The organism is Streptodolium elevatio, from assembly GCF_040649515.1.
In the GTDB taxonomy this organism is placed as follows: domain Bacteria; phylum Actinomycetota; class Actinomycetes; order Streptomycetales; family Streptomycetaceae; genus Yinghuangia; species Yinghuangia elevatio.
Map to the genome: position 1 here is coordinate 1 of NZ_JBEZFP010000234.1, position 7163 is coordinate 7163.

The following is a 7163-nucleotide window of genomic DNA, read 5'->3' on the forward strand; positions in this document are numbered from 1 at the left end:
CCGGCCAAACCCAGGCCGAGCTGCGGCCCGCGCCTTGCGAGCGCACGCACCACGGCCCGCGGGCTAACCGACGCGAATGTGAAGACACTCCCTAGACGGTCCCGGGGTTCTGCGTTTCCCGTCAGCCCTGCGGAGTCCGGGCAGTTCCGAGCGGCTTCGGGCCCGGTTGTCCCGGGTCCGCGAGTGTCCTGGGCTCTCAGTCGTCCCGGTCCTCAGTTGTCCCAGTCCTCGTCCTTGCGGTCTTCCTCGCGCGTCCGCTGCGACGCGGACTCGAGTGCGTGTGCCGCCGCTTCGCGGGTCGGGTACGGACCGAGCCGGTCGTTCGCACGGCAGCCGGCTCCCTGCTCCACGGTGCTGTGCTTGATGCAGTAGTACCACTGGTCGTCGCTCATGGCCCCGATGATCGCATCGGTGTCCTCCCGGACCGGAGTGGCACGCGGGGATATCGTCGTTTTATGGACCTGGCCGACTACGTCCTCAGCTTTACGGACGTTGTCGCAGAGTCCAATTGGCGCGAACCCGTCGGCTACGGCTTCGCCGTGCTGCGCCTCACCGCGATCTGCCGGCTCATCCGCGAGAACCACCTGCTGGGCCGCTGACCAGCGGATCCACCGTCCGGGCCCGGCCGGGCGGGGGCGGACGCGCGGGAGGCGTGCCGAAAGGGCCGGTAACCGAACGGTTTCCTGAACGTAGAACCTGTTCTATTGTGGGCCTGCGCAATCGGCCCGCCACGGGGGTGCGGGCAGGTCGCGCGGGCATCGGAGTGCCGTGGCCCGCCCCGGCGGCCCCGCCGCTCCGATGCCCGACGGGCAGGCGGGCCCGCTGTCAGGTCAGCGGTCCGCGCGGTTCGACGGCTTCGAGGGGCCCGACGGGTCGGCATTTCTCCGGCCGCCGTCCCGCTGCCACGCGACGAACTTGTTCCCGTCGGCGTACCCCGAGTACATCCCGCACTTCAGGTTCGCCTTGCGCATGACGCCCTTCGGGAACCACCCGGCCGTCAGCTTGGGCCGTACGTGTTCGTCCGCCGGTACACACCCCACCGGCGGGCGGCCCGCCTTGAGGTTCGCCACCAGCAGCCGGTCGCCACCCGTGGTCCGCATCTTGTAGCGCACGCCGGTCGCGTCGTCGGGCAGCCACTCGGGCACCGAGGCGTGGCCGGCCTTCGCGTCGCGCCCGGTGCGGTACGTCGACTCCTGCTCGTGCCGTCCGTTCAGCCGGCGCTCCGCCAGCGGAGCCGCGACGACCGCACCGATCGCCACGACCGCAACCGCGGAAGCGGCGATGGCCAGACCTGCCTTGAGCATCGAGATGTCTCCCTTCGGGGCTGCCTACCTTTCCATGATCACCAGGACAAACCCGTCCAGGCGGCACCGTGGCGCCCCGTGTCGCCGTACCCCGAGGGCCGCCCCCGGAACCAGGCCCCATGCCCACACCTCGAACCCATCCCGCGCCCGACCGCCACGTACTTCCGTCAGTTGGACGCGGCGTTGGGGACCCGGTCGGTCAATTAGCTGGGTGCGTGCGCAACTGGCTGATCTGGCTGAGTAGTTCGTCAAGCAGTACCCACCGATTGGCAGGTTTGGCCCGTGCCCGATACGGCTGCGGCCGCGATGCGAAGGGAGCCTCTCGCGGTTCGCTGGACACCGTGCACAAAGAGGTCCATACCAATTTGGTCTGGACCATTCCCTTGGTGGGGGTCGGCTGTATATGGTGCCGCGCATGGCGATTCCGGTTCAGGGAAGTCCGTACGCCGAAAGCCCCCAGCCGCCCGACCGCCCGCACGGTCATGGACACCGGTCCCCGTCGCGCAAGCGCTCCGGGCTCGGCTGGGTCGCCCTGTGGGCCGTCGCGGTCGCCGCGGTCGCGGCCTACCCGGTCTACCGGTTCGCGATGCCGCTCGACGACGTCGACGCGCAGAGCGGGCAGGAAGGACTGTGCCTGGCCGCGTTCGAGGGCTCGCTCGTCGGCGGGCGCCTGCCGAGCTCGGTGGACTGCCTGTCGCCGGAGGCCCGTTGGCGGGTCACGGCGCGGTTCGAGGTCTCGTCCGGTTCCACTCCGTGCCGTGAACTCCCGGCGGACAAGGGTTACGAGACGGGCATGGAGTGGCGGTCGTCGGACGGCGAGGTGCTGTGCCTGACGGTGACGCCGTTCACGACGTACCAGGACTACGAGTCGATCGGGACCATGCCGTACGAGTTCAACAGTGCCGACTTCGACGAACTGAAGACACGCCTGCTGGCCGCCACCGGCGGGCAACGCGACCCGGCGGGGGAAGCTGGGTGAAAGGTCAGGCCGGCCGGGTGAGTTCGACCGTGACTTGCGGCGGCTCACCCGGCGGGTCTGGTACACGCTCTTGGTGGCGGCACGTGCGCCTCCTGCGCGCCGGTGCCGACGCCGGTCGAGCCGGCCGGACATTCGGGACTACAGGTCCCGCTCGTGGAGCCCCATCAGGTACGGGGACGCCTGACCCACCAGTTCCAGGTCCGACGCCCACCACGGCACGTCGCTGTCGCCGCCCGTGTTGTCGATCATCCGGCGGAGGACCGCCAGCGCGCCGAGGAACTCCTCTTCCGTGATTCCCTCGTGGATGCGTGCGTTGGCCCGCACGACGCGGGTGTGGGTGCGGGCGAGGCCGGTGGTGCCCTCTTCTGTGAGGTGCAGCGTGCCGTCGGCGGACTCGTCGAGCCAGCCTCGCGAGAACAACTGTGCGTACAGGGGAGTGAAGGACAGACCCGGGTCGGCGAAGAGCGAGAGCTGCTCGGCGATCGTGTCGCGGGTCCAGGTGCCGGGCGACTCGCCCACCAGATTCACGACCCACCACTGCGGCTGGGTCAATTGCTCCTTCTCCAGAGTCCTCTTCGTGTACGCAACCACGGCCTGGTGGGCCACGCCCGCCCAGTAACCGATCGGCTGGCGGGCCAGTTCTTCTGTCGGGTAGTCCTTCACGGTCATCGCGAGGTGCCCCCTTTGGTGGATCCGGGTGACACGATCAACATAGAAGTTGAAGTGAACTTGAAGTCAAGCTAGCGTCGCCGGATGGCCGCCGTACGCCTCCTCTGGTTCCGCCGTGACCTCCGGCTCGCGGACAACCCCGCTCTGCACGCCGCCGCCGGCACCGGAGCCCCGGGGACCGGCGACCACGGCGGCGGGCCCGTGCTGCCCGTCTTCGTCGTCGACCCGGTGCTGTGGGAACCCGCGGGCCCGGCACGGCGCGCGTACCTCGCCCGGTCGCTGCGCGCCCTCGACGAAGCACTGCGCGGCCAGGGCAGCGGGGGACTGGTCGTGCGGTACGGCGACCCGTCCACCGAGCTACCCCGCCTGGCCGCCGAGGCGCGGGCCGAACAGGTCCACGCCGCCGCCGACTTCGGGCCGTACGGCCGGACGCGCGACGATTCGGTGCAACGGGCCCTCGGCGAAGTCCCGTTCGTCCGCACCGGCTCGCCCTACGCCGTCGCTCCCGGGCGCGTGACCAAGGGCGACGGTACGCCCTACCGGGTGTTCACGCCGTTCCTGCGCGCCTGGACCGACCACGGCTGGCGGGACCCGCTGCCGGTCCCCGAGGGGGTCGCGTGGGCGTCGGCGTCGAGTGGCGGGCTGCCGGAGGAACCGGATTCCGGCGTACCGCAGTTGCCGCCGGCGGGGGCGGAGGCCGCGTACGACCACTGGGCCGCATTCCGCGACAACGGCCTCGCCGACTATGCGCAGTTGCGCGACCGCGCCGATCTGCCGGGGTCGTCCCGCCTCTCCGTGCACCTCAAATTCGGCGAGATCCACCCGCGGACGATCCTCGCCGAGACCGACGGCCCCGCGGCCGGGGCCGCGAAGTTCCGGTCCGAGCTCGCCTGGCGCGAGTTCTACGCCGATGTGCTGTGGCACCGGCCGGAGAGCGGGCGCGACTACCTCGACACGCGGTTCAAGACCATGCCCTACGACCAAGGCGCGGACGCCGAGGAGGAGTTCGACGCCTGGCGGGAAGGCCGTACCGGATACCCGTTCGTGGACGCCGGGATGCGGCAGCTCCTCGCCGAGGGGTGGATGCACAACCGCGTCCGCATGGTCGTCGCGTCGTTCCTCGTCAAGGACCTGCACCAGGAATGGACGCGCGGCGCCCGGCACTTCATGCATCGGCTTGCGGACGGCGACTTCGCGTCCAACAGCCACGGGTGGCAGTGGGTCGCAGGCTGCGGTACGGACGCGGCGCCGTACTTCCGGGTCTTCAATCCGGTCACCCAGAGCCGCAAGTTCGACCCGGACGGCGACTACGTGCGCAAGTACGTCCCCGAGCTGCGCGGAATCCCGGGGGCGGCCGTCCACGAGCCGTGGAAGCTCAAGGACGGCCTGCCGACCGGCTATCCGGAACGGATCGTCGACCACGCCGAGGAGCGCGAGGTCGCGTTGGCCCGCTACTCCGCGATGCGCGAAGGCAGTTGATGGGCGCGCCTGGTCCGGAAGGCAGCGAGCGCAGCAACGGCCGCGGCCCGTGGCGACTGCGGCCGCCAGGTGGTCAGGCGGTCAGGCCGTCAGGCCGTCATGTGCTCGGTGCCGTCCCGTCCGCGGGCGTCCGCACGTTCGCGTTCCACCATTCCGCCGCCCGCTCGGCGGTCAGCCGGTCGGCCCACACGTCCGCCGGATCGTCCGGCATCAACAACTCGGGGACCTCCAGGCGCTGGTTGACGGTCGCGTGCCGGGCGAGGAACCTGCCCGCCTCCTTCAGACGCTCCTCGCTCAGGCCGCTGCGTTCGACGAGAGGCCCCGGCATGCCGTGCGCCCCACGGCCGATCAAGTACGCGTCGTAGGGATCGAAGCCGACCGCCAGGAGGGACGCCTCCTCGACGGACAGGCCGGTGGCCTCGCCGAATGCCCGGATCGACGCCCCGGGCCACGGCGCGGACCCCCGGGCGTCGAGCAGGCGCAGGAACGCCGCGACGCGGTCGGCGCCGCCCCAACCCGCGCACACGCGCTGCGACTCGACCACACCGAACGGCCGTTCATCGAAGACGCCGTCCGCCGCGTACTCGATCGCGGCGATGACCGACTGGCTCCCGTGCGGTCGCTGCAGCGCGATCAGACAGCCCCGCTTCGTCCGGCAGACCTCCCCTTCGCGGGGAACGGTGCCCACGTCCAGGCGCAGCGACAAGGTTCGCCAGCGCCCCGCCGGGTCGCACAGCGCCGGTCCGCCCCACGCACGCACATGGTCGGCCTCCAGTTCCCTGCTGCGCTGGCTCGGCGCTGTCGGGGAGAGCGCGGTCCGCAGCGCGCGGCAGCCCAGGCGACCCAGTGAGTTCTCCCACCCGCGGGCGTTCGCCAGCCGCACGGTCAACGGCGGTGTGGCGACCTCCGGGTCCGCACACTTGTCGGCCACCCGACTCAGCCGGAAGAACATCTCCTGCATCTCGGTGAAGATGCGCGCCCGCAGGTCGCCCGCGTCCGTGATCGGGTAGGGAGACGGGTCGTCGCGCAGGCGCAGGGCCGCGCCGCCGGGGGCGTCACCGTCGCTCCCGGACGCCGGCGGCCCGATGTGACGCGCACTCAGCACCCGGCATTCCACCGCCGACCAGACCGTCCCCGCGATGCCGTCGAGGAGACCGTCCGACACCACGCCCGGGAACAGCGGCTCCAACACCGCGCGCAGTCCGTCGAAGCAGTCGTCGACCTCGTGCGAATGGTCCCCGACCGGGATACGGCGTCCGATTCCGGTGATCAGATCCGCGAGTCGGTCGTCGACCGAGTCCAGGGCACGAGCGGCCAGGGCGGCGTCCGCTCCGCGGAGCAGCCGAGAGCCCGCCGCGTCCCGCGGGACCAGCCGTCCCCAGACCTGCGGCGGAGGAACGAGCGTGCTGCCGGCCGCCCAGCGGTGCCGTCGGCGCCCGACGCTGTGGGTACCCGCCGCACGGGTCGGCCGGGACGCCCCCTGGTACCAGCGACCCACCACCACGTCCTTCGTGTCGCGCAGTTCCCACCAGCCGTCGTGGCCGCGCCGCAGCATCGCCGGAGCCGTCGCGCCCGGCAGCAGCACAGTGGGCGACACATCGTCGGCCGGGGGAGCCGATGCCGTGAACTGCCCGTGCTCGTACCGGAAACGATCCGATGTGGTGGACGACCCCGGCTCCGCGGGGAACCGGAGGTACAGCGGCCCGGCGACCACGCCACGCGGACCGAAGATCGTGGCGCGTCCGCTGTTCGCGACCACGAACGAGTCCTCGTCCGCCCCGTCCTCGGGTTCCATGCGGAAGGCATCGTCGTTGGACCAGAAGGAGCCGAACCGGTCGAGAGCGGGGTCGCCCAACTCGTCGACGAGCCCGCCACGCCACGTCGTCGCGACGGCTTCGGCGATGTGCGCGGTGAGCAACTCGGTCACGGTGGAACGGAGTTCCGGGCACGCCTCGGCCAGTCGGGCCGGTCCCAGCACGTCCAGGAAGTACACGGCCTCGTGCAGGATCGGCAGGCTGCCGGCGCGTACCCCTTCCGCCCACGACACGACGGCCTCCTGGACGACGCCGAGCAGTCCGGGTGCGCCCAGCACCGCATCGGCCAGACCGTCGTGGTCGCTGAGCACGCTCCCGGGCCGGCCCAAGGCCAAGAGCTCACCCGGCCGGTAGAAGATCGCCTCGCGCAACAGCGGGCGAAACCGCGGATCCGCGGCGAGGGTGACGAGGCCGCCGCGCTGCGCCCGGTCCGCCCAGGCCCGCAGACTGACCACCGTTCCGGGCGGGGGCGGGGCGAACGGCACTCCGGCGTGCAACGCGGCGTCGATCAGGTCGAAGTCCAGTTCCCGCACCGGGAGATGGCCGGAGTGCGGGCGTTGCACGGTCGCGAACTGGATCGGCTCGCACTCGCGTCCTTCGGCCCGCAACAGTTCGGCGAGCCAGCCGAGTTCTTCGCGCGTGCCTCGGGTGAGTCTGCGCCCGACGGCCTTCGCCGCAAGGAACTCCAGCTGCTTGTCCGCCGTGTCACGCGTGGCCCTGAGCTTGTCCGTCAACGTTTTGTCCCGCTCCCGTGCAGTCCGTGTGCCGTCGGGGACACCGCCGAAGCGCCTCCCCGAAGCTTGCCCGGCCCGTTCTACCAGTCGTCTCTGCCACAGTTCACCGGCCAAACGCGCCGAGATCCGCCGACCCAAGTTCAAGGGCAACGCGCCGAGATCCGCGGACCCGCCCGACTCGGGG

The 7163-nt window shown here is 71.3% G+C and carries 7 protein-coding genes; 3 read left to right on the top strand and 4 right to left on the bottom strand.

What is annotated here, in order from left to right; genetic code table 11:
- Positions 1-212: 212 nt before the first annotated feature.
- Positions 213-392 carry a hypothetical protein gene (locus AB0C36_RS42100; RefSeq protein WP_358364832.1) on the bottom strand — a complete coding sequence of 60 codons (180 nt, stop codon included), beginning with the start codon at positions 390-392 and terminating at the stop codon, positions 213-215.
- A 63-nt stretch (positions 393-455) separates the two neighbouring features.
- On the opposite strand from AB0C36_RS42100, the gene AB0C36_RS42105 reads away from it, so the two are divergent.
- Positions 456-599, top strand: a complete 144-nt coding sequence (locus tag AB0C36_RS42105) for a DUF6401 family natural product biosynthesis protein (RefSeq protein ID WP_358364834.1) — start codon at positions 456-458, stop codon at positions 597-599.
- A gap of 231 nt (positions 600-830) precedes the next feature.
- On the opposite strand, the gene AB0C36_RS42110 is transcribed toward AB0C36_RS42105, so the two are convergent.
- Positions 831-1304: a hypothetical protein gene (locus AB0C36_RS42110; protein ID WP_358364836.1), complete on the bottom strand. Its 474-nt coding sequence runs from the start codon at positions 1302-1304 to the stop codon at positions 831-833.
- 415 nt (positions 1305-1719) lie between these two features.
- Between AB0C36_RS42110 and AB0C36_RS42115 the strand changes: the two genes are divergently transcribed.
- A complete protein-coding gene (locus AB0C36_RS42115; protein ID WP_358364839.1) occupies positions 1720-2283 on the top strand; it encodes an LppU/SCO3897 family protein in 564 nt (187 codons plus the stop codon).
- 138 nt (positions 2284-2421) lie between these two features.
- Here AB0C36_RS42115 and AB0C36_RS42120 read toward each other — a convergent pair whose 3' ends face one another.
- A complete protein-coding gene (locus AB0C36_RS42120; RefSeq protein ID WP_358364841.1) occupies positions 2422-2952 on the bottom strand; it encodes a MarR family winged helix-turn-helix transcriptional regulator in 531 nt (176 codons plus the stop codon).
- 84 nt (positions 2953-3036) lie between these two features.
- On the opposite strand from AB0C36_RS42120, the gene AB0C36_RS42125 reads away from it, so the two are divergent.
- Positions 3037-4431, top strand: coding sequence for a cryptochrome/photolyase family protein (locus tag AB0C36_RS42125; RefSeq protein WP_358364844.1), 1395 nt, complete (start codon positions 3037-3039; stop codon positions 4429-4431).
- A gap of 97 nt (positions 4432-4528) precedes the next feature.
- Here the strand turns inward: AB0C36_RS42125 and AB0C36_RS42130 are convergent, their stop codons facing one another.
- Entirely contained in the window at positions 4529-6979 is a 2451-nt protein-coding gene (locus tag AB0C36_RS42130; RefSeq protein WP_358364846.1) for a hypothetical protein, read from the bottom strand.
- Positions 6980-7163: the final 184 nt, after the last annotated feature.